Annotated in this window: 22 protein-coding genes and 1 tRNA gene; 11 read left to right on the forward strand and 12 right to left on the reverse strand. The window is 62.7% G+C overall.

Annotated features, from left to right (window positions below):
• Window positions 1-47: 47 nt before the first annotated feature.
• Entirely contained in the window at window positions 48-428 is a 381-nt protein-coding gene (locus ACIQUS_RS10740; protein ID WP_403046527.1) for a hypothetical protein, read from the forward strand.
• Window positions 429-627: 199 nt separating this feature from the next.
• Complete coding sequence (locus ACIQUS_RS10745; RefSeq protein WP_403046529.1) at window positions 628-2,757, forward strand: TonB-dependent siderophore receptor; 2,130 nt, start codon at window positions 628-630, stop codon at window positions 2,755-2,757.
• Window positions 2,758-2,919: 162 nt separating this feature from the next.
• Here ACIQUS_RS10745 and ACIQUS_RS10750 read toward each other — a convergent pair.
• Window positions 2,920-3,009 (reverse strand) — tRNA-Ser (locus ACIQUS_RS10750).
• Window positions 3,010-3,299: 290 nt separating this feature from the next.
• On the opposite strand from ACIQUS_RS10750, the gene ACIQUS_RS10755 reads away from it, so the two are divergent.
• From ACIQUS_RS10755 to ACIQUS_RS10765, 3 genes are all read left to right on the forward strand, one after another.
• Window positions 3,300-3,989 (forward strand): crotonase/enoyl-CoA hydratase family protein, encoded by a 690-nt coding sequence (locus tag ACIQUS_RS10755; RefSeq protein WP_403046531.1) that lies wholly within the window; start codon window positions 3,300-3,302, stop codon window positions 3,987-3,989.
• Window positions 3,990-4,110: 121 nt separating this feature from the next.
• Window positions 4,111-4,833: a lysophospholipid acyltransferase family protein gene (locus ACIQUS_RS10760; RefSeq protein ID WP_403046533.1), complete on the forward strand. Its 723-nt coding sequence runs from the start codon at window positions 4,111-4,113 to the stop codon at window positions 4,831-4,833.
• Between the two features lie 65 nt (window positions 4,834-4,898).
• On the forward strand, window positions 4,899-5,870 hold the full coding sequence (locus ACIQUS_RS10765; RefSeq protein WP_403046536.1) for a magnesium and cobalt transport protein CorA: 972 nt from the start codon (window positions 4,899-4,901) through the stop codon (window positions 5,868-5,870).
• Here the strand turns inward: ACIQUS_RS10765 and ACIQUS_RS10770 are convergent.
• Together ACIQUS_RS10770 and ACIQUS_RS10775 are read right to left on the reverse strand one after the other, a co-directional pair.
• Window positions 5,848-6,585, reverse strand: coding sequence for an amidotransferase (locus ACIQUS_RS10770; RefSeq protein WP_403046538.1), 738 nt, complete (start codon window positions 6,583-6,585; stop codon window positions 5,848-5,850). The two genes, ACIQUS_RS10765 and ACIQUS_RS10770, sit on opposite strands and share 23 nt — an antisense overlap.
• A gap of 386 nt (window positions 6,586-6,971) precedes the next feature.
• Window positions 6,972-7,112: a hypothetical protein gene (locus tag ACIQUS_RS10775; protein ID WP_403046818.1), complete on the reverse strand. Its 141-nt coding sequence runs from the start codon at window positions 7,110-7,112 to the stop codon at window positions 6,972-6,974.
• Between ACIQUS_RS10775 and ACIQUS_RS10780 the strand changes: the two genes are divergently transcribed.
• The gene (locus tag ACIQUS_RS10780; RefSeq protein WP_403046541.1) at window positions 7,111-7,911 is read left to right on the forward strand and encodes a c-type cytochrome; all 801 of its coding nucleotides are present in this window, start codon (window positions 7,111-7,113) and stop codon (window positions 7,909-7,911) included. The two genes, ACIQUS_RS10775 and ACIQUS_RS10780, sit on opposite strands and share 2 nt — an antisense overlap.
• 78 nt (window positions 7,912-7,989) lie before the next feature.
• Here ACIQUS_RS10780 and ACIQUS_RS10785 read toward each other — a convergent pair whose 3' ends face one another.
• The 3 genes from ACIQUS_RS10785 to ACIQUS_RS10795 form a co-directional block, all read right to left on the reverse strand.
• The gene (locus ACIQUS_RS10785) at window positions 7,990-8,322 is read right to left on the reverse strand and encodes a ribonuclease E inhibitor RraB (protein WP_285861699.1); all 333 of its coding nucleotides are present in this window, start codon (window positions 8,320-8,322) and stop codon (window positions 7,990-7,992) included.
• Between the two features lie 191 nt (window positions 8,323-8,513).
• Window positions 8,514-8,750: a hypothetical protein gene (locus ACIQUS_RS10790; protein ID WP_403046545.1), complete on the reverse strand. Its 237-nt coding sequence runs from the start codon at window positions 8,748-8,750 to the stop codon at window positions 8,514-8,516.
• Between the two features lie 142 nt (window positions 8,751-8,892).
• Window positions 8,893-10,977: an LTA synthase family protein gene (locus tag ACIQUS_RS10795; protein ID WP_403046548.1), complete on the reverse strand. Its 2,085-nt coding sequence runs from the start codon at window positions 10,975-10,977 to the stop codon at window positions 8,893-8,895.
• A gap of 215 nt (window positions 10,978-11,192) precedes the next feature.
• Between ACIQUS_RS10795 and ACIQUS_RS10800 the strand changes: the two genes are divergently transcribed.
• A complete protein-coding gene (locus tag ACIQUS_RS10800) occupies window positions 11,193-11,666 on the forward strand; it encodes a methylated-DNA--[protein]-cysteine S-methyltransferase (RefSeq protein WP_403046550.1) in 474 nt (157 codons plus the stop codon).
• Window positions 11,667-11,738: 72 nt separating this feature from the next.
• On the opposite strand, the gene ACIQUS_RS10805 is transcribed toward ACIQUS_RS10800, so the two are convergent.
• On the reverse strand, window positions 11,739-11,930 hold the full coding sequence (locus tag ACIQUS_RS10805; protein ID WP_403046553.1) for a PLDc N-terminal domain-containing protein: 192 nt from the start codon (window positions 11,928-11,930) through the stop codon (window positions 11,739-11,741).
• A 129-nt stretch (window positions 11,931-12,059) separates the two neighbouring features.
• Between ACIQUS_RS10805 and ACIQUS_RS10810 the strand changes: the two genes are divergently transcribed.
• Window positions 12,060-13,001 carry a ZIP family metal transporter gene (locus ACIQUS_RS10810; protein ID WP_403046555.1) on the forward strand — a complete coding sequence of 314 codons (942 nt, stop codon included), beginning with the start codon at window positions 12,060-12,062 and terminating at the stop codon, window positions 12,999-13,001.
• Here the strand turns inward: ACIQUS_RS10810 and ACIQUS_RS10815 are convergent.
• Together ACIQUS_RS10815 and ACIQUS_RS10820 are read right to left on the reverse strand one after the other, a co-directional pair.
• Window positions 12,998-13,528, reverse strand: a complete 531-nt coding sequence (locus ACIQUS_RS10815) for a hypothetical protein (protein ID WP_403046558.1) — start codon at window positions 13,526-13,528, stop codon at window positions 12,998-13,000. The two genes, ACIQUS_RS10810 and ACIQUS_RS10815, sit on opposite strands and share 4 nt — an antisense overlap.
• A 60-nt stretch (window positions 13,529-13,588) precedes the next feature.
• On the reverse strand, window positions 13,589-14,113 hold the full coding sequence (locus ACIQUS_RS10820; RefSeq protein ID WP_403046561.1) for an ankyrin repeat domain-containing protein: 525 nt from the start codon (window positions 14,111-14,113) through the stop codon (window positions 13,589-13,591).
• Window positions 14,114-14,387: 274 nt separating this feature from the next.
• Between ACIQUS_RS10820 and ACIQUS_RS10825 the strand changes: the two genes are divergently transcribed.
• Window positions 14,388-14,660 carry a DUF3509 domain-containing protein gene (locus ACIQUS_RS10825; RefSeq protein WP_403046563.1) on the forward strand — a complete coding sequence of 91 codons (273 nt, stop codon included), beginning with the start codon at window positions 14,388-14,390 and terminating at the stop codon, window positions 14,658-14,660.
• A gap of 66 nt (window positions 14,661-14,726) precedes the next feature.
• Here the strand turns inward: ACIQUS_RS10825 and ACIQUS_RS10830 are convergent, their stop codons facing one another.
• Genes ACIQUS_RS10830 through aroC form a run of 3 tightly spaced genes read right to left on the reverse strand, consistent with a single transcriptional unit; the run spans window position 14,727 to window position 17,532 of the window.
• Window positions 14,727-15,257: an acireductone dioxygenase gene (locus tag ACIQUS_RS10830; protein ID WP_403046566.1), complete on the reverse strand. Its 531-nt coding sequence runs from the start codon at window positions 15,255-15,257 to the stop codon at window positions 14,727-14,729.
• Window positions 15,254-16,402 (reverse strand): MFS transporter, encoded by a 1,149-nt coding sequence (locus ACIQUS_RS10835; RefSeq protein WP_403046568.1) that lies wholly within the window; start codon window positions 16,400-16,402, stop codon window positions 15,254-15,256. Before ACIQUS_RS10835 ends, ACIQUS_RS10830 begins: the two co-directional genes overlap by 4 nt.
• 38 nt (window positions 16,403-16,440) lie before the next feature.
• Entirely contained in the window at window positions 16,441-17,532 is a 1,092-nt protein-coding gene (aroC, locus tag ACIQUS_RS10840; protein ID WP_403046570.1) for a chorismate synthase, read from the reverse strand.
• 133 nt (window positions 17,533-17,665) lie between these two features.
• On the opposite strand from aroC, the gene ACIQUS_RS10845 reads away from it, so the two are divergent.
• Both ACIQUS_RS10845 and ACIQUS_RS10850 read left to right on the forward strand, forming a co-directional pair.
• Window positions 17,666-18,628, forward strand: coding sequence for an alpha/beta hydrolase (locus ACIQUS_RS10845; protein WP_403046799.1), 963 nt, complete (start codon window positions 17,666-17,668; stop codon window positions 18,626-18,628).
• Window positions 18,629-18,734: 106 nt separating this feature from the next.
• Window positions 18,735-19,526 carry a hypothetical protein gene (locus tag ACIQUS_RS10850; protein ID WP_403046573.1) on the forward strand — a complete coding sequence of 264 codons (792 nt, stop codon included), beginning with the start codon at window positions 18,735-18,737 and terminating at the stop codon, window positions 19,524-19,526.
• Window positions 19,527-19,569 lie beyond the last annotated feature (43 nt).

Consider the following 19,569-nt stretch of genomic DNA (forward strand, 5'->3'; position numbering starts at 1 on the left):
GGAGCTCAGTAGCGGGTGGACAATTGCCTCTCAATCTGGATGACACGATGACAAGACTCACGGTTCAGTCCGGCGACTTCTTGCAAGGTGAAGGCGAATATCGCAATGGATCGCTCACTCTCAAGACCTGCCGCAGCCCCTCTCCCGGTGAAAAAATAGCCGTTACCCGCATCAGCGAACTGGTGGTCGCCAACCAGGAGTCCAGCCGCAGCCTGGGCAGCGCCCTGGGCTGGGGCATGGCCGGCGCCCTGGTGGCAGGGCCGGTAGGCCTGATTGCCGGCTTGTGGCTCGGCGGCAAGGAAGAGGAGGTGACCTTCCTGGCCACCTTCAAGGACGGTCGCAAGCTGATGGCCATCACCGACAGCAAGACCTGGTCGAAGATCAACGGCCACTGGCGCCGTCATTCGCCAGCGGTCGCTAATCGCTGAGCCCGACGGTCGTTCACTCAAACGCTTGAAACCATGTAAACAGGGGCACCGAGATCCGGCTGCCCCTGCTAAGATGCGCGCCCGCCTGCCCGGTGCAATGCCGGCGGCTATCCACACCTTGTGACTTTCGAACCCATCCCCATGGACCGCGACGCTGCCTGTCGGCGCGTCTGCTGCGTGCATTCAAGGAGCTTTTTGCATGACCCTGCCTCGCCCTCACCTACCCTTGAGCCTGCTTGGCTTGAGCCTGGCCCTGCCCGCCTCGCCCAGCCTGGCCCAGGACAGCGTCATCCTGGCCCCGGTCAAGGTGTCGGAAAGCTACAGCGAGGGCTATCAGGTGCAGGAAGCGTCGGTGGCGGGATTCGCCCCGACAGCGCTGCTCGACACCCCGGCATCGGTGGCCGTGTTCAGCCAGCAACTGCTCGCCGACCGCCAGGTACGCAAGCTCAGCGAAGTGCTGCAAAGCGATGCCTCGGTGGGAGCGAGCTATGCGCCGATCGGCTACTACGAGAACTTCAACGTACGCGGCTTCGAACTCAACGCTGCCAGCAGCTACAAGATCAACGGCCAGACCATCGCCGGCGAGCAGAACGTAGCCCTGGAGAACAAGCAGCAGGTCGAGTTGCTCAAGGGCCTGTCGGGCCTGCAGAGCGGCGTTGCCGAACCCGGAGGCCTGATCAATTACGTGACCAAACGCCCCGAAGAAGTACGCTCGGTGACAGTGTCGAGCAATGACGATGGTGAGCGCTACATCGCCACGGATGTCGGTGGCTGGTTCGGCAGCGAACGCCAGTTCGGCCTGCGTGCCAACCTGGCCCATGAAGACATCCGCTCCTATGTCGACCATGCCGACGGCAAGCGCGACTTCGCTGCCCTGGCCTTCGACTGGCAGATCAACCCCGATGCCGTACTGCAGCTGGACGCCGAGTACCAGCAGCGCGAACAGCCTTCGGTGCCGGGCTACCAGTTGCTCGGCGGCAACGCCCTGCCCCACGGCATCGACCCTCACGACCGCCTGGCCTACCAGCAGTGGGCCAACCCGGTCAGCATCGACTCGCTGAACCTGGGCGGGCGTTTCGAGTACCGTTTCAACGACACCTGGACCGGCAGCCTCAGCGCCTCGCGCAGCAAGGTGGTAATCGACGACTACAGCTCATTTGCCTGGGGCTCCAGCGAGGGAGCTTATTTCGCCAGCAATGGTGACTACGACATCTACGACTACCGCAGCCCCGACGACACGCGGCGCACCGACGAAGCCCAGGCAACGCTCAGCGGACGTTTCGACGCCCTGGGCCTGGGCCATGAACTGACCCTGGGCAGCAGCGCCCAACGTCGCACCCTCGACCAGCGCCCTTACTTCAACGAGTGGATCGGCAGCGGCAATATCTACCAGGACACCCCTGCGCTGGAACCGTCCGACAAGCCCCCCGGCCACAGCACCCGTCGCCTGGACAGCCGCCAGTACGGCCTGTTCGCCAGCGACCGGATCAGCTTCAACGAGCAGTGGCAGACCGTCATTGGCGCACGCCTGGTGCGCCTGGACGAGAAAACCTTCGATGAACAGGGCAACCCCGGCCGTCATACCCGCGACTACGAGCTGCTGCCCAATGCCGCGCTGATCTATAAGCCGCGTGCGGACATTTCCCTCTACACCGCTTACAGCAAGGGGATTTCCTCCGGCGGCACCGCGCCGTGGTTCGCCAGCAACAGCGCCGAAATCCTTGCGCCGACCCTCTCGCACCAACTGGAAGTCGGCATCAAGCGCGACTGGCAGCGCCTGAGCCTGAGCGCGGCGCTGTTCCAGCTGCGCCAGGCCTACCAGTATTCCCGGCCGGATGGCGAAGGTGGCTTCACCTATGTGCAGCAGGGCCAGCAAAAGAACATCGGCCTGGAGCTGGGTGCCAGTGGCTGGCTGACCTCCCGCCTGCAGATCAATGCCAGCGCCGCCGCCATCCGCGCCCGGGTCAAGCACAGCGGCACGGCCGACTACGAGGATCACCAGGCGCTCAACGTGCCCAACTTCCGTGCTGCGGTTCAAGCCGACTACAGCCTGCCAGTCGATGGCCTGGCCCTGCTCGGCGGTGCCCGCTACAGCGCCAGCAAGTATGCCGACCAGGCGGGCACGGTCGAGGTGGGCAGCTACGCGGTGTTTGACCTGGGGGGCCGCTACAGCACCCGCGTCGGCGGTTACGACACGGTGTTCCGCTTGATGGTGGATAACGTTTTCGACAAGCGTTACTGGCGTGATGCCGGTGAGTACCTGGGGGATGGCTACCTGTTCCAGGGTGCGCCGAGGACGGCGCACGTCTCGGCGTCGGTGAGCTTCTGAGGCGTTGATCTCATCGCCGTTGTAGGAGCGGCGGTGCGACGACTCGACTTGCCCCGCGATCGCGATGTATCAGTGACATTGCGATCGCGGGGCAAGCCTGCTCCTACAAGAAGCCCAAACAAAAAGCCCCCGACCTTTTCAGGACGGGGGCTTTTCTAAAAGTGGCGGTGAAGAAGGGATTCGAACCCTTGATACAGTTTCCTGTATACACACTTTCCAGGCGTGCTCCTTCAACCGCTCGGACACTTCACCGGGTATCGCCAGGCTGTTCAGCCCGTCGAGGTGCGCTAATGTAGTCGAAACCTGTGCCAATGGCAAAGGTTTTTTTCAGAATTTTCATGCGCTTAAGCCAAATATCGAAAAAACCTGGGCGCAGGTGGCAAAGCCGCCAATCTCTGGCGTGCTTCGGCAGCCCTGCGCCGCGCACTCCCACAGGGCAAGGCAAAAGGCCACGGAGCTGACTGGCCAGTCAGTCACGGCGCTTTACCTGCCCCTCCGGCCTGAGTAACGTCTGCCCAACTCTCCCTTTAGGAACCTGTGTCATGAGTGAGCTGATTACCTACCACCTCGAAGACGGCATCGCGACCCTGACCCTGAACAACGGCAAGGTCAACGCCATTTCGCCTGATGTGATTGCCGCCTTCAATGCCGCCCTGGACCAGGCCGTGCAGGATCGCGCCGTGGTAATCATCACCGGCCAGCCCGGCATTCTGTCCGGAGGCTACGACCTCAAGGTGATGACCTCCGGCCCCCAGCAAGCCGTCAGCCTGGTGACTGCCGGCTCCACCCTGGCCCGACGCATGCTCTCGCACCCCTTCCCGATCATCGTTGCCTGCCCGGGCCACGCCGTGGCCAAGGGCGCCTTCCTGCTGCTCTCGGCCGACTATCGCATCGGCGTCGAAGGCCCGTTCAACATCGGCCTGAACGAGGTGCAGATCGGCATGACCATGCACCACGTCGGTATCGAACTGGCCCGTGATCGCCTGCGTCGCTCGGCGTTCCACCGCTCGGTGATCAATGCCGAGATGTTCGACCCGGCCGGCGCCGTGGACGCGGGTTTCCTGGACAAGGTGGTGCCCGCCGAGCAACTGCAGCAAGCGGCCCTGACCGCCGCGCAGCAGTTGAAGAAAATCAACATGCACGCCCATAAAAACACCAAGCTCAAGGTCCGCAAGGCCCTGCTCGACATCTTGGACGACGCCATCATCCGCGATCAGGAACACCTGGCCTGACCCCTACCAAGGCCTGATTGCGCATATTTGCGCAATCAGGCCAGTACGACCGCATTGAGCGTTTGCTCGCGCAAGTGCACGCCCGTACACTGCGCCGCGTTTGTCTTGCATGAGTCGTACGATGTTATTTCTTATCCGCATGCTCCTGCTGGGGCTGCATTGTTTCGTGGTCGGTGTACTCGGTGTACTGATCGGCCTGTGTCGTCCGTTCAACCCGGACAATAGCCGGATCTTCGCGCGCCTTTATGGCCTGCCGGGTACCTGGCTGATGCGCCTTGACGTCAAGGCCGAGGTCGGCCCGCTGTTCGACCAGCCCCCTGGCTGCGTGATCGTCGCCAACCACCAGTCCAATCATGACCTGTTCGTGCTCGGCCACGTGGTACCGCCGCGCACCGTGTGCGTCGGCAAGAAAAGCCTGAAATGGATTCCCTTGTTCGGCCAGCTGTTCTGGCTGGGCGGCAATGTGCTGGTCGATCGCGGCAATGCCTACCAGGCGCGGCGCGCCATGCAGACCACCACTCGCACCTTGAGTGAAGACGAGACCTCGATCTGGGTATTCCCGGAGGGTACGCGCAATGCCGAAGCGCAACTGATCCCGTTCAAGAAAGGCGCCTTCCACATGGCTGTGGAAGCCGGTGTGCCCATCGTACCGGTGTGCGTCAGCCGTTATGCCAAGCGCCTGAGCCGGGGTGGCTGGCGCCGACGCACCGTGATCATTCGCTCCCTGCCACCGATCGCCACCAGCGGCCTGACCCAGCAGGACGTACCGGCGCTGGCCGAACAATGCCGCGCACAGATGCAACGCTGCATCGACCTGATGGAAGCAGAACTGCCCCGCACCTGAACGGTTGCCGAATCCTGCGTGTCAGACCAAGCTACTGGCACGGTAATCAGAAGAAGCGAACCACCATGGGACGAGTCGTTGCGGCGGCGGTATACAGCGCCGGCAGAAAAGTCACCAACATCACCCTCGATGAAGGCGCCCAATGGGCGGCCAAGCCCGGGCACTTTGTCTGGATTGGCCTGGAAGAACCCAACGCCCAGGAGCTGGCCAACCTGCAACGCCAGTTCAACCTGCATGAACTGGCCATCGAGGACGCGCTGGAGAAGCACAGCCGGCCGAAGCTGGAAACCTTCGGCGATGCGCTGTTCATCGTCACCTACTCGCCGGTGCGCCATGAAGGCAAGCTGGAGTTCATCGAAACCCACATCTTCGCCGGCAACGGCTACATCATCACAGCCCGTAATGGTCACTCCCGGTCCTACGCCCTGGTGCGCCAACGCTGCGAAGCGCGACCGCTGTTGCTCGAACATGGCGAAGACTTCGTGCTCTACGCCCTGCTCGACTTCGTCACCGAGAACTACCAGCCGGTCAGCGAAGCCATTCATGGCGAGATCGAAGAGCTGGAGCAAAGCGTACTGAACAATTCGCTCCAGGAAGAAGACATCCAGCGCCTGCACAGCCTGCGCCGCGACATCCTGCGCCTGCGCCGCTACGTGGCGCCCATGGTCGAGGTCAGCGAAGAACTGCAGCGCCTGACCTTTCCGTTCATCGACAAGAACATGCGCCCGTATTTTCGCGATGTGCAGATTCACGTCACCCGACAGATGGAAGACCTGGCCGGGATCCGTGACATCGCCAGCCAGACCATCGAGATCGGCATGCTCCTGGAAGCGTCACGCCAGAGCATCGTACAGCGCAAATTCGCCGCCTGGGCGGCGATCCTGGCCTTCCCCACCGCCGTGGCGGGGATCTACGGGATGAACTTCGAGAACATGCCGGAGCTCGGCTGGCACTACGGCTATTTCGGCGTACTGGGCGTGATCGCCGTGGGCTGCACGGCGCTCTACGCCAGCTTCAAGCGCTCCGGCTGGCTTTAGCGGCCTGCGGCTGGGCGACGAAGCGCAGCATCCACTCGCCCACCAGACCCCCCTGGTGCTCTTGGGCCAGGCTGGCCACGGCCTTTTTGTAGACCTCTTCGCCCAGGTGCTCCTGGCGCAGGTCCAGCAGCGCCCGCGAGTAATCGTGGACGAACTCGGGATGGCCCTGGAAGCACAGCACCTGATCGGCAATGTGGTAAGCGGCATACGGGCAGAAATCACTCGAGGCGATGACCGTGGCATTCTCCGGCAACTGCGTGACCTGGTCCTGGTGACTGATCAGCAGGGTCAGGTCGGCGACGTGCGGGTCCATCCACGGCGCCCGCGCCGCCAGTGTGTAGCGGTGGATACCGACGCCCCAGCCCTGCTCGGCACGCTCGGTCTTGCCGCCAAGCAACAAGGCCAGCAACTGGTGACCGAAACATACGCCCAGCAATTTGTCGCCACGCTCATAACGCTCAAGCAGGAAAGTCTTGAGGGTCGCAATCCACGGATCATCGCCAAAGGAGTCGGCCTTGCTGCCGGTGACCAGGTAAGCATCGTAGGCCTGGTCGGCGGCGGGATACTCGCCGTTCATCACGTTGTACACGTCGAACTCGGCGGCGATCGACTGGTTGGCGAACAGCTGCTCGAACATCCGTCCGTAGCCCTGGTACTGCCCGATCAGTTCGGGTCGCAGGACGTCGGTTTCCAGGATGCAGATGCGTAGCGACATAAAAGTAGTCCTGAACGACAAAGGCGGGATTGCCCCCTAGAGCCTGCCGCGAATAAGGCTTACAAGCAAGTAGGATGCACTGACGAACGGTCATCCACTGTGGATCCAGGGGCTGGACACGCGCAAGCGTCTAGCAAGGGGAATGCTGATTGGTAGCACATGGCCTCATAGCTGAAATACACATTAACTAATAAGTTCATACGAAAGCGTTCTAAAACAGTGCTGACGTTGACCCTAAGGTTAGTTGTATATCCATCAGCAAAGGTTCGCGTCTGAACGTCAAACCGCATTACCCATGTTTGCCGGATCGACGACAAGGAAGCCACAAGGCACTCAGGAATAACAACAAAAAGGCGGTCAGCCATGTTCAAAACACACAAAGTACGTCAAGCCGGGCTCATTCTCTTCGCCACGACATTGCTGTTGATCTTGCCGAACCTGTCGCGCTTGTTCGGTTGAACCTCGTTGTGGCTCTTTGCGGTCGTGCGCAGGTAATCTGCCAGCCCTGATGGTTGGAGATTGTCCATGCGCCGTTGTCTCGTTCTGTTATCGACCCTGCTCTGCCTGCCCCTGCAAGCGGCGCAATTGACCCTGGAGTTGGGTAACGGCAGCCGTCATTGGCAAAGTGCCGAACTGCTCGCCCATCCCCAGGCCCGGGATATCCAGATCGATGACGATGTGTCTTACAAGAAAACCATGCACTACCGCGCGGTGCCACTGGCCGCGTTGTTGCCAGGCATAACGCCCCAGGACCACCTCCAGGCCGTGGCCGAGGACGGCTTTGCCGCCGAAATGCCCGCAGCGCCCTTGCTCAAGGATGGCCCGAGCCGTGCCTGGCTGGCCATCGAGGACCCCGCCAAACCCTGGCCGCCCTTGGGTAAAGACAAACACAGCGCCGGCCCGTTCTATCTGGTCTGGACCCAACCGCAAGCCGGGCGCATCAGTCCGGAACAGTGGCCCTTCCAGGTGGCCAGCATCCGCCGCCTGGCCCCGGTGGCCGAGCGTTTTCCCGCCCTGCTTCCGGCGGCTGACCTGGCCCGCGACAACCCAATCAACCTCGGTTTCACCCTGTTCCAGAAAAACTGCCTGGCCTGCCATCGCCTCAATGGCGCGGGCGACGCACAGTTCGGCCCGGACCTGAACCTGCCTCACAACCCTACCGAATACTTCCAGCCGGCCTTCCTGCGCCGCTATATCCGCGACCCGCAGAGCCTGCGCCAATGGCCTCAAGGGAAAATGCCCGGATTCAGCAGTTCGGTTCTCAGCGATACGGAACTGGACGCGCTGCTCGCCTACCTGGCGCATATGGCAACGCGCAAGCCCTGAGAATGGGGTTCAAAAGTGCAAAGGAAAGGGAAAGCAGCTCACAGAGGGCGGATCAGACCGCCTCCGTGAGCCTGTTATTCAGGCCAGCTGGCGCTCCTGCTTGACGCCCCAGCCTTCGATTTCACCACCCAGAGGGGCAATTACCGCTTCGAAGTTCTGCTCGAACTCGTCGATGCCGCCATAGGTGGCGTACATCACCTTGCTCAACTCCAGGTGCCAGGCACCATCGTCACGCTCATGCACCTGGGCGCTGAGCGATTCGCCACGAAACTGTCCCGCTGCCCGTCGTGCCCGTGCCTCATCGGGGAAAACCGCATAGAACTCAATGGGATGTATCTGGGCGAAGTTGAACCCGCCTTCCTTCATCCTGCGCAATACCGTGCTGCTGATGTCCTCGTATTGGCTGCTCATGAATCGTCCTCCTCATTACTGATTGGATAGACTTTCAGTGCAAAACGCACCTGCCCGCCACACAAGCCGTGCGGGGGCAATTCGAGCTGAATGCATGACGTGGATCGGCAAACCCGGACCCGGAGAAAACAGGCCCAAGCTTGTATGCAGCGTAGCGCCTTGCGGCCAAGGGTGCCAGCCGACAGGCCGTTTCAGAGCGTCTCCCTGATATCGGTGATCTGCACGCCGTTCTGCTCTTTCAGCCATTTGGCCGTGGGCGTGCTGTCACGGCCGAGGAAATCATTGAGATCCAATTCATCCATGAGCGGGAACAAGTGACTGCGGACCAGGCGCGCAGCCTCCTCGATCGTGGGTTTTTGCTTGCCGGTGTAAGGCAGCGATTCACGCTCGCCTTTCTGATCAACAAAGGTAATGACCCAGGCTTTCATTGGATTCTCCTCTGCACTGATCAACAACAACTTACCTTCCGTTGACTCGCATGGCCGCGGATTGTTCAGCCGCAGTCCAGTCAACCGGCAAAAAAAAGAGGCCCTGATGGGCCTCTTTCTATTCAGTGTAGCGTTCGCTCACTTACTCGGGCATACCGTGGACCACACCGGCGGTGTTGTCCAGCAGGCTCTTGGTCGCGGTCTGTATGAACGACTCCAGCTTGTGGGTCAGGTCCTTCTGGTCCGGGCTTTCGATCAGCTCGGCCTTGAAGTTGGCGCCCAGTTCGTAGCGGTACATGCGCGGCGACATGTCCTTGGACTCGATCAGGATGCGATCGCCCTTGACCAGACCGACGATCTGCTCGCTGCCCGACGGCTTGATCATGCCGAAGCCCGGGTCGCCCGCCGGCAGGTTGAGCAGGTCACGGCCCCAGCACTGGTGACGGGTTTCGCCGCCCAGGCGGCCCATGATGGTCGGCACGATGTCGATCTGGGTACCCACGGTGTGGTTGACCGCACCGAACTTCTCCTGGATGCCGGGCGCGATGAGCAGCAACGGCACGTTGAAGCGGCCCAGGTCCAGCTCGGTGACTTGCTGGTGGTTGCCGAAACCGTGGTCACCGACGATGACGAACAGGGTTTCCTTGAAGTACGGCTCCTTGCGCGCCTTCTCGAAGAACTGGCCCAGGGCCCAGTCGGAGTAACGCATGGCGGTCAGGTGCTGGTCGAGACGGCCCTGACCGGTCACAGGCTCTACCGGCAGCTGGGCTGGCAACGCATACGGGGTATGGTTGGACAGCGTCTGCAGCAGGGCATAGAACGGCTTCTTGCCGTAGTTCTTGGCCAGCTCTTCGGCACCACGGTCGAACATGTCCTGGTCGGACACGCCCCAGGTCGGATCGGAGAACACCGGATTGACGAAGTCGTTACGGCCGATGAAGGTGGTCATGCCCTGGTTGCCGAAGAACCCGGACTGGTTGTCCCAGGCGAAGTCGCCGTTATAGACGTAGACATCGTCATAGTCCCGGGCGCTGAGCAGTGCCGGCAGGCCCGACAGCTTGTGGCCGCCTTCAGGGGTCTGCATCAGGTACTCGAAGCCCGGCAGGTTCGGGTAGCAGGCCATGGTGGCGAACATACCCTGGTGGGTGTGGGTACCGTTGGAGAAGAAACGGTCGAACAACAGACCTTCCTTGGCCAGCTTGTCGAAGTACGGGGTGATGTTGTTCGGGCTGCCCAGGGCGCCCACCGAGTGACCGGCGAAGCTCTCCATGAGGATCACCACGACGTTCTTGATCGGCAGGGTGTTGTCGGCCGGCGGGGTGAAATCGCGGCGAATGGCGGCGCTGTCGGCATCGACCAGTTTGTCGTTGTCGGTCAGCAGCATGTCACGCACGGTCTGGGTGGCCAGGGTCTGCTCGATGGTCGACTTCCAGACGTTGGCGCGGTCTTCACCAAAACGGCTCTTGGCGGCATCGATCAGGGTCAGGGTGCCGTTGAGGCCCAACTGGTTGACGAAGTTCGAGTCAGTGGTGAAGGCATCGCCCCAGCGCATTGGCGGGCCCTGGCGCAGGGTGCCGCGAGCGGCGACGACAGCCACCAGCAGGACCATGAAGAACACCACGCCACGCACGTACCAGGGGGCGACGCTACGGCTGACGACCACCTTGTTGGCATAGCCGCCACGGGGACGGGTCAGGCGGTCGATGCCCTTGAACAGCAGGCTCAACAACCAGGTGCCGACGATCCACGCCAGCAGGTAGCGCACCACCGGGAAGCCGTACCAGAGCATGCTCAGTACGGTCTTGGGATCTTCCTTGATGTACTGGAACACCAGACCGTTCAGACGCTGGTGGAACTCGCGGTAGAAGTCCATCTCCATGAGGCCGAGGAACATCACGATGCTCGAACCCAGGGTCAGCCACAGGCGGAAGAAGCCACGCGCGGCCATGGCCCGGGCACTGAGGACGGCCAGCAGCAGTGGAATGCTCAGGTAGACCACGACCCGCAGGTCGAAACGCAGGCCATTGAGGAAGCCCTCGGCCACGGTCGACATTGGTGTGTTACCAATCATGTCATTGTTGTAGATCAGCAGGCCCAGACGGACCAGGCTGAGCATCAGCATGATGACCAGGCCGCACAGCAGGGTGTAGGCCAGGTGCGATTTTAGCGTCGGTTGCAGCGGGCGCGACGCGGCCCGCTGGTCACTCAAGGCGTCCGTGTTAGCCATGGATAGGAAGATCCCTAGGATTCAGATTCAAGAAAGGCAGAAAAAGCGAAGCGGCAAATGTGCACTAAACCCGAGGGCAATGCACGGCCATTCGGCGAACGGATAATTGCGCGCGCGGATTTTCCATAATCGAATGTGAAAATTTCGTTGATATCGGCTTCGGGCGACGACATGCGGTATCGTTGTCATTCATCCATTACCCAGGCGATCGAGCCATGTATTACCGCTACCAGCCCAGTCCGCTCGGCCCGCTATTGCTGGCCGGCGATGAACACGGCCTGCACCTGGTGCACATGGATGCCAAGCAGCCCTGGGAGCTGCCCGATACCTGGCAGCTGGCCGACCGGCAACTGGATGAGGTGGCCCGGCAACTGGACCAGTATTTCGCCGGCCAGCGCGAGCACTTCGAAGTGACACTGGCGCCCCTGGGCACACCGTTCCAGCGGGAAGTCTGGCAGGCCTTGCAGCGCATCCCCTATGGCACCACCTGCAGCTATGCCGAGCTGGCCCAGCGCATCGGTCGCCCACGGGCGGTGCGCGCGGTCGGCACCGCCAACGGCGCCAACCCGATTTCGATCATCGTGCCCTGCCATCGGGTCATTGGCAGCAATGGCACCTTGACCGGCTACGCCGGAGGCGTGGAGCGCAAGCAGCAGTTGCTGGAACTGGAAGGCGCCTGGTTGATCTGAGCCTTGTAGGAGCGGGCTTGCCCCGCGATTGCAATGTACCTGAGCGCACGCAATCGCGGGGCAAGCCCGTTCCTACAGGCGTACATTCCCGCGCGGCCCCGCGATCGCCCAGATGATCAGCCCCAGCACCGGCAGCAGCAGGATCAACAGGATCCAGAGAATCTTCGGCCCCATGCCCACGCCGCTTTTCAGCACATTGATGATCGCCCAGATATCCAGGGCGAGGATGATCAACCCCACCAGGCCGTTGAATGTGGAACCCATTGTTTCGCTCCAGCGTGTAAGTGTGCCCAAAGGATAGTTGGCTATAAGGCCCATAGAAGGGAATGGTTGGCTGGGTTGCGACACCACTGGTTACACTCAAGCCAAAGAATCCTGCCCCGAGAGGTCGTCATGCCCCCCGCCCAAAGCGCCACCAGCCCGGCTCCCGTGTCACTGCTCAACGCCTGGGTGCAACAGGCACACGCCGCGCCATGGTTGAGCGCCGGCCTGGGCCTTAGCCTGCTGGCGGTGCTCGGCCTGCTGCTGGCCAGCGCCTGGAATGCGGTGCACGGTGATCACCAGCACAACCTGCAGCTGGCCATGCTCGGCGGCCTGGCCGGATTTGCCGCAACCGCCCTGGGCGCCATCATGGCCGTGGTACTGCGGGACGTCAGCGCCCGCAGCCAGGATGTGATGCTCGGCTTTGCCGCCGGAATGATGCTCGCCGCCAGTTCCTTCTCACTGATCCTGCCTGGCCTCGACGCCGCCCGCGAGATCACCGGCAATGGCCCCTACGCGGCATTGACCGTGGTGGTCGGCATGGGCCTGGGCGTATTGCTGATGCTGGGCCTGGACCGCTTCACCCCGCATGAACACGAAAGCACCGGCCCCTGCGGCCCACAGGCCGAACGGATCAACCGGGTCTGGCTGTTCGTGCTGGCAATCACCCTGCACAACCTGCCCGAAGGCATGGCCATCGGCGTGAGCTTCGCCAATGGCGACCTCAATGTCGGCCTGCCGCTGACCAGCGCCATCGCCATCCAGGACATTCCCGAAGGGCTGGCGGTGGCCCTGGCCTTGCGGGCCACCGGATTGTCGAGCTTCAAGGCGGCGTTGGTGGCAATCGGCTCAGGTCTGATGGAGCCGCTGGGCGCCATCATTGGCCTGGGCATTTCCACCGGCTTTGCCATCGCCTACCCGGTGAGCATGGGCCTGGCCGCCGGCGCGATGATCTTCGTGGTATCCCACGAGGTGATTCCGGAAACCCACCGCAACGGCCACCAGACCTCGGCGACCCTGGGCCTGATGGGCGGCTTTGCGGTGATGATGTTCCTCGATACCGCCCTGGGCTAAACGTGTACCGCCACCTTTAACGCTTCCAGCGCCGGTGCTGCGCTGATGTCGAGCTCGACACACAGCTCCAGCACCCGCGCCAGGTCGTTGTTGCCCACCATGACCATCTGCAGCTCGTCATCGAGCAACTGGCTGAAGTTCACCAGCACGTAACCACCCGCCTCCTTGTTCATCGCCCCCATCTGCACCTGGATGCGGTTGAGTGCGGTCAGGGGGTCGGCCTTGGCCAGTTGCTTGGGCTTGAGGTTGAAGGCCACGCTCTTGTCGAAGGAGTCGACGATCTGGGCGAACAGGTCCTGGTAGGTATCGGCCTGGAACAGCACGGTGTCCGGCAGGCTGCCGACGACTACCCACTCACCCAGGGCGATCGGGAAGCTGTCGTCATAATTGATGTCGGGATTGGCAGCGAGAAAGGCTTGCGGGTCGGCATAGGCCTGGGCGGCTTCGTCGGCGATGCGCTCGATGTCGTCCTCGCGCATGCAGCCAGCGCTGATTTTGCCGATGAGTTCGACCAGTTTGGATTTCATGAAGGGGCCCTGCGACGATAAAAAAAGTCGCCAAGGATAGCCGCAAACGGCCCCTGGGGGTTAGCCGGCCAGCGCCTGAAGCAGCGCAGAAGTGTCGGCGGCGCCCATGGCCTGGGCCGCACCCAGCGCATTGATGCCCCGGGCATCCTGGCGCTGCGCATCGGCACCCTGGCCCAGCAGGTACTCGACAATGGCGCGGCGGTTGAACATGGCCGCCATCATCAGCGCGGTGCGCCCGTCGGCCCCGGCCGAATCCACGGCGACACCCTGCTCCACCAGCAGGCGGACCATGGCCAGGTCGCCCTTGAAGGCTGCACCCGCCAGGGGCAACTGACCGTTGTCGTTGGCGATCAGCGGGTCGGCGCCGTGCTGGAGCAGAACCTCAACGGCCTCGACATGACCGTGATAGCTGGCGAGCATCAGCAAGGTATCGCCCTTGTGGTTGCGCAGGTTGGCGGGCAGGCCGCTGTCCAGCAGGCGTGCGAGCGTCGCGGCATCGCCCTGGCGCGCCCGGTCGAAAACCTGCTCGGCGAACGCAGCGGTCTGGTCGTCGTTCATGGGGGTGGCGCTACGTTGATCGGACATGGGGAACCTCCTGGCAGCCGGAAAAGCCCAAGTATTTGCCAGGGACGATTGCCGGTCCATTGTGGATAACCCATGGTGCCGACAGAGCAATTCTATTGGCGCAGGATCTTGCAAAATGCATGGCGCAACCTCCGCGGCCTTGCACAATGCACGACGGCCCGCTCCCAAAAGTATATGCAAGCCATTGATTAACAAGAAAAATATTATTCATGGAAAGCTGGCACACTCACTGCACCCATCACTCCATGTCTGCCATTCACAGCCAGGAGTTGATATGGACCTCATCCAGCAAAAATTCGCCTCGGTATTCTCCACCTACGACGTGACCACCCAGGCGCGCCCTGATGGCGGCATCCTGCTGACCTTGCGTGCGGCAGATGGCAAGCAGGTCCAGCGCTCGATTTCCTACGGCCAGTTGCACAGCGCCGAACAACTGACTTGGGCGATCAGTGCGATTCGCCGGGACCTGGCCGAACAGGCCAGCGAGTTGCCGGTGATTTCCAGGCTACAGAGCCAGCAACGGTTTGCATTGCCGACCTATCATTGAACGTCAGTAGCCGCTCCCACCGATCACATCTACCCTGCTGCCGGGATTGCGCGCGGTAAATCCGGGTCAATCATCCAGTCGTGCAAACGACTCGGCGATCGGTTCGCCCGTGAACACCGCATTCCCACCCTGCGCGCAGGTGTTGAACAAGCGGATCACCACGAAATGCGGGGTCTCGCCCATGTCGACCCAGTGTCGGGTACCTGCCGGCAGCACGATCAGGTCGTTTTTCTCGCACGCCAGCGCATAGACATAGTCACCGACACGCAGGGTGAACATCCCGCGACCGGCGACGAACAGGCGCACCAGGTCTTCTTCGCGGGTGCACTCGCGCAATTCGACCGGTTGCGGCTCCCGGCTGCTGACACGTTCGACATCGATACAGCGGTAACCCCCTGCGGTCATCAGCCGGTCGATATCGCCCTGGTAGGCAGCGATCACCGCGTCATCGTCGGCACCCGACGGGATCGGCGCAACAGCCTGCCAGCGCTCGAAACGCACGCCCTGCTCGGCCAGGGTCGCCGCGATGTCCTCGGCGTGGGTCAGCACCTTGTTGGGAATGTCCGGGGTGGAGCAGTGGTAAACGGTCAGGCTCATGCCCTTTCCTCTTTCATTCGGGTCGCCATGATAACGGCTGCAGCCAGGGCTGCGACGCTGGCAATACTAAAGGTGGTAGCGGGCCCCAAAAGGTTCCAGCTGTAGCCTGAATACAGGGCACCCAGGGCGCCGCCGGTGCCCGCCAGAGCAGCATACAGGGCCTGGCCCTGGCCTTGCTGGCGTGCACCGAAACTGCGTTGCACGAAGGCAATGGAGGCTGCGTGGAAACTACCAAAGGTGGCCGCATGCAGGACCTGGGAAAACAGCAACACCCACAAGTGTTCGGCGAAATTACCCAGCAGCACCCAGCGCAACGCCGCCAGGGCGAAACTGGCCATCAGCACACGACGCAGGGACACCCGGGCCAGGATCCAGCTCATGGCCATGAACATCAACACTTCGGCCACCACCCCAAGGGCCCAGAGCATACCGATGATGCCGCGGCTGTAGCCCAGGTGTTCCAGGTGCAGGGTCAGGAAGGTGTAGTAAGGCCCGTGACTGAGCTGCATCAGCGCCACACAGGCATAGAACGCCGCCACGCCGGGGCTGGCCAGCTGCTTGAGAAAGCCCGCGCCGCCGCTGCGCTCGTTCTGCCCGGGCGGCTGGGCATTGGGCACCCAGAGGCTGGCCAGGACGATACCGGCCATGATGATGACCAGGGTCTGCGGGTAGACATCCAGGCTCAGCCAGTCGAACAGGCGCCCCAGGCCGACCACGGTGAGGATGAAACCGATCGAACCCCACAGGCGGATCTGGCTGTAGCGCGCTGTCTGCCCCTGCAGGTGCGCCAGGGTGATCACTTCGAACTGCGGCAGCACCGCGTGCCAGAAAAACGCATGCAGGGCCATCACCAGCGCCAGCCAGGCGTAGCTCTTGTCGAAGAAGATCAGGGAAAAGGTCGCCAGCGTCGACAGCGCCCCCAGGCGCACGATCAACAGGCGCTGGCCACTGCGGTCACCGAGCCAGCCCCACAGGTTGGGGGCGATGCAGCGCATCAGCATGGGGATGGCCACCAGCTCGCCGATACGCGCGCTGGAGAACCCCAGGTGATCGAAATACAGCGCCAGGAAAGGCGCTGTAGAACCGAGCAAGGCAAAGTAGAACAGGTAGAAACTGGACAGTCGCCAGTAGGGAAGCGGCGCCACGGCTCAGCAAGCCGCGGCGCGCAGGACGGCTACCCGCATTACAGCTGGCCCAGTACCGGCGTGCTCACCTTCACATCGGCGTTCTGCCCGCGATGGCGCAGCAAGTGGTCCATCAGCACGATGGCCATCATCGCCTCGGCGATCGGCGTGGCGCGGATGCCCACGCACGGATCGTGACGGCCCTTGGTGATCACTTCCACCGGGTTGCCGTGGATATCGATGGAGCGCCCGGGGGTGGTGATGCTCGAGGTCGGCTTCAGGGCCAGGTGGGCAACGATCGGCTGGCCGGAAGAAATGCCGCCGAGGATGCCGCCGGCATTGTTGCTGAGGAAACCTTCCGGGGTCATCTCGTCGCGGTGCTCGGTGCCGCGCTGGGCGACGCTGGCGAAACCTGCGCCGATCTCCACGCCCTTGACCGCGTTGATGCTCATCAGCGCATGGGCCAGCTCGGCATCCAGACGATCGAAGATCGGTTCGCCCAGGCCCGGCATCACGCCCTCGGCGACCACGGTGATCTTCGCCCCCACCGAGTCCTGGTCACGGCGCAGCTGGTCCATGTAGGCCTCGAGCTCCGGCACCTTGTCCGGGTCGGGGCTGAAGAAGGCGTTCTGCTCCACCGAGTCCCAGGTCTTGAACGGAATCTCGATCGGACCCAGCTGGCTCATGTAGCCACGAATGCGGATGCCCTGGGTGGCCAGGTACTTCTTGGCGATGGCACCGGCCGCCACACGCATGGCGGTTTCCCGCGCCGAGCTGCGACCGCCGCCACGGTAGTCACGCTCGCCGTACTTGTGGTGATAGGTGTAGTCGGCGTGGGCCGGGCGGAACAGGTCCTTGATCGCCGAGTAGTCCTTGGACTTCTGGTCGGTGTTGCGAATCAGCAGGCCGATGGCGCAACCGGTGGTACGTCCCTCGAACACCCCGGAGAGGATCTCGACTTCGTCGGCTTCCTGGCGCTGGGTGGTGTGCCGGCTGGTGCCGGGCTTGCGCCGGTCCAGGTCATGCTGCAGGTCGGCCAGGGAAATTTCCAGGCCCGGCGGACAGCCATCGACAATGGCGACCAACGCCGGACCATGGCTTTCGCCAGCGGTGGTGACAGTGAACAGCTTGCCGTAGGTATTGCCGGACATGCAGGACGCTCCGCGAATCAGCCTGATTTGAACAAGGCCGCCAGTATACGCAGGCTAACCATTCAGTTCATCCCTGACGGCGAACCTTCTGCCGGGACACTGGTCAAAAAGCCATCTTCTCGATAGTGGCCCCCTGATGTTGCGCGTTCTCGCGGTACTCGCCCTGCTGTTCAGCGGCCTGGTCCAGGCAGCTGCTCCCACGGTTCTGCAACGGCCGATCAGTCTCGATACCGGCAACGGCACGCTGTATGGCAGCCTGTTGTTGCCGCGCAGCGAGCAACCGCCGCCGGTGGTGTTGATCATCCCCGGCTCCGGCCCCACCGACCGCAACGGCAACAACCCCGACGGCGCCCACACCGACAACCTCAAACAGCTGGCCCTGGTGCTGGCGAAAAACCACATCGCCAGCGTGCGCTACGACAAGCGCGGCGTGGCCGCCAGCCAGGCGGCCACGCCGGACGAGCGCGACCTGACGGTCGAAGCCTACGTCGCCGATGCCGTGGCCTGGAGCCGCAAGCTCAAGGCCGATCCGCGCTTCGGCCCGCTGATTCTGCTCGGTCACAGCGAAGGTGCGCTGATTGCCAGCCTGGCCGCGCAGCCCGGTGGCGCCAGCGCCCTGATCAGCGTGGCCGGCAGCGGTCGGCCGATCGATGAAGTCTTTCGTGCCCAGATCGTCGAGCGCCTGGCCGATCGCTACGTGGCACCGGCCAGGCAGATACTCGACAACCTCAAGGCCGGCCGGGTCTCCTACAGCGTCCCCCCACCCTTGCAGGATGTGTTGCGCCCCAGCGTCCAGCCGTACCTGATCTCACTGTTCCGCCAGGATCCGGCAGCGGCGTTCGCCAGCGTCCAGGTACCGGCCCTGATCATCCAGGGCACCCACGACATCCAGGTCGATGTCAGCAATGCCGAGCGTCTCAAGGCGGCCCGCCCCGAGGCCGAACTGGTGCTGATCCAGGGCATGAACCACATGCTGCGCATCGCCCCGCAGGACGCCCGCCTGCAGCGCGATGCTTATCTGAACCCGCAACTGCCGCAAGCCAGCGAGTTGGGCGAGCGGATCGTCGACTTTATCCACAGGCTCCCGGCCGCCTGAACGTCACTGCGTGAAATTCAACCTCCAGTCCTGAACGATCCTGCCGATAAGCCGGTGCTGGCATGGAGATTGTGTCCAGCCTGCTGCGCACAAGAGGATTGCCGTGATGACTGAAGCCGCCCCCCAGGAAGCCCCCGAAACGCCAGAGGCCGTGTCGGAACCTGCCCCGCTGCCCTGGGCCGAGGTCGCCCCGGAGCATTTCCAGATGCTGCGCCTGGCGCCGCTGCCCACTGACCGCAACAGCGGTGCCCGCCCGTTGCGTTTCGTCCAGTATGGTTATGCCGAGCGCCACAACAAGGACATGAGCCTGCTGCGCCTGGCCATCCAGCTGCCGGGGCAGAAAGTGCGCAAGGAGCAGAACCACCTGGACATCTGGGTCGACCATCAGCAAAAACGTGTACGCGTCGGCCCCGACAGCGGCCTGCAGATCGAACCCTTGAACCGTGGCCTGGGCCGCTTTCTGCTGGCCCAGGCCGTGAGCTGGGCCCAGCGCAAGTGGTCGCACTACCGGGTCGAGGGCGCGGCCCTGGCGAACAAGGACGCGCTCAACGAAGACACCCGCCTGCGCCGCGACCATGTGCTGCACAGCCATGGCCTGGAGGTGGAATACGCCGATGCCCAGCACCTCAAGGGCCGCTACGTCGAGGTGCAGGTGGGTGAGCTCAAGGGCGGCTGGAACAGCGAAAAGGTGCAGCGCATCGAGATTCTCGATGCCGCCCAGATGCTCCAGCAGGCCGACCAGAACCTGCAGGAAAAGGAAGCGCAGCTACGCGAGCGTGACGAGCGGGTCAGCAAGTACCGCCGCGAAGACAGCGGCTTGCGCTTTACCATCACCTGCCTGGTGGCCTTTGCGGTGTTCCAGGCCGGGTTGCTGATCTGGATTGCCACCCACCGTTGAAAACCATCGCGGGGCGACGTGGCTTGCCCCGCGAAAAATCACA

Source organism: Pseudomonas sp. NPDC090755, assembly GCF_044769005.1.
In the GTDB taxonomy this organism is placed as follows: Bacteria; Pseudomonadota; Gammaproteobacteria; order Pseudomonadales; family Pseudomonadaceae; genus Aquipseudomonas.